Origin of the sequence: Roseovarius sp. D22-M7, assembly GCF_037083785.1 — a bacterium.
Taxonomy (GTDB): Bacteria; Pseudomonadota; Alphaproteobacteria; order Rhodobacterales; family Rhodobacteraceae; genus Roseovarius.
Map to the genome: position 1 here is coordinate 1 of NZ_JBAPKY010000161.1, position 1,462 is coordinate 1,462.

Genomic DNA, 1,462 nt, shown 5'->3' on the forward strand with positions numbered 1-1,462 from the left:
CGGCCTATCCGGCGCTCTCTGGTCCGCGCGCGTAGATGTCGTCGTAGCGGGTGATGTCGTCCTCGCCCAGGTAGCTGCCGGTCTGCACCTCGATCAGCACCATCGGCACCTTTCCGGGGTTCTCCATCCGGTGCACGGCGCCAAGTGGGATGTAGACCGACTCGTTCTCGGTCACCAGTTGCTCGACGGCGTCGATGGTCACCTTGGCGGTGCCTTCCACCACGATCCAGTGCTCCGACCGGTGATGATGGCTTTGCAGGCTCAGCGCCGCGCCGGGATGGACATGGATCCTCTTGACCTGAAAACGCCCGCCAAGGGCCAGCCCCTCGAACCAGCCCCAGGGGCGAAAGTCGCGCGGCAGCGTCTCGGCCTGCTTGGCGCCCTGTGCCTTCAGGGCGGCGACGGCCTGCTTGACGTCCTGCGCGCGGTCCTTGTGCGCCACCAGCACCGCGTCGGGCATGGCGACCGCGATGACGTCCTCCAGCCCGATGCCGACCAGCGCCTGCTGCGCGTCCTCGGCGCGCAGCAGGCTGCCGGTGCAGTCGATGGCGGTCGCGGGGCCGGCAGTGACCACGCCGGCCGCGTCCGGGCCGCTTTCGCGCCAGACGGCGTCCCAGCCGCCGAGGTCCGACCATGCGCCGCCATAGGGCACCACGGTCAGGTTGCGGGCCTTCTCCATCACCGCGTAGTCGATCGAGATATCGGCGCAGTCGGCCCACGGGCCGGGCGCGAGCCGCAGGAAATGCAGATCGCGCGTCGCGGCCTCGAAAGCGCGGGTCACGGCGTCCAGCATCGCGGGCTGATGCGCCTCGAAAGCCGAGATGATCGCGTCGGTGGACATCAGGAAGATCCCGGCATTCCACAGATGCAGGCCGCCGGCCAGCAGCTCTTGCGCGGTGGCCGCATCGGGTTTCTCGACGAAGCCCCGCAGCGGCTGCGGCACGGGCGCGAAATCGTCGCCCGGCGCGGCGCTGAGGGCCAGCCAGCCATAGCCCGTCTCGGGCCGGTCGGGGCGGATGCCGAAGGTCACGATCTGGCCCGACCGCGCGGCCGGCACCGCCGCGATGACCGCTTCGCGGAAGGCCTCGGCGTCGGGGATCACGTGATCCGACGGCGCCACCAGCATCAACGCGCCGGGCGAACGCGCGTGCAATTCCAACGCGCCGGCGAGGATCGCGGGGGCGGTGTTGCGGCCCTCGGGCTCGATCAGCGTGGCGGCGGCACAGGTCTCGGCCCCCGCCAGCTGCTCGGTCACCACGAAGCGGTAGGCAGCGGCGGTGATCACCGCGGGGGCCGCGAACCCGGGCCCGGACAGCCGGCGCGCCGAGGCCTGGAACAGGCTTTCCTCGCCGGTCAGCCGGGTGAACTGCTTGGGATAGCTCTTGCGCGACAACGGCCAAAGCCGCGTCCCGGACCCGCCGCATAGCAAAAGCGGGTGAATCTCCTGCGCCATGCCTGCCCC

General features: G+C 70.8%; 1 protein-coding gene. It reads right to left on the reverse strand.

Annotated features, from left to right (window positions below; genetic code table 11):
• Positions 1 to 4 precede the first annotated feature (4 nt).
• Entirely contained in the window at positions 5 to 1,453 is a 1,449-nt protein-coding gene (locus V8324_RS21830) for a mannose-1-phosphate guanylyltransferase/mannose-6-phosphate isomerase (protein WP_336421986.1), read from the reverse strand.
• Between the last annotated feature and the right edge of the window lie 9 nt (positions 1,454 to 1,462).

Coding starts and splice junctions, on each gene's coding strand:
- V8324_RS21830 (WP_336421986.1), bottom strand. CDS start 1,453: ATGGCGCAGGAGATTCACCCGCTTTTGCTATGCGGCGGGTCCGGGACG.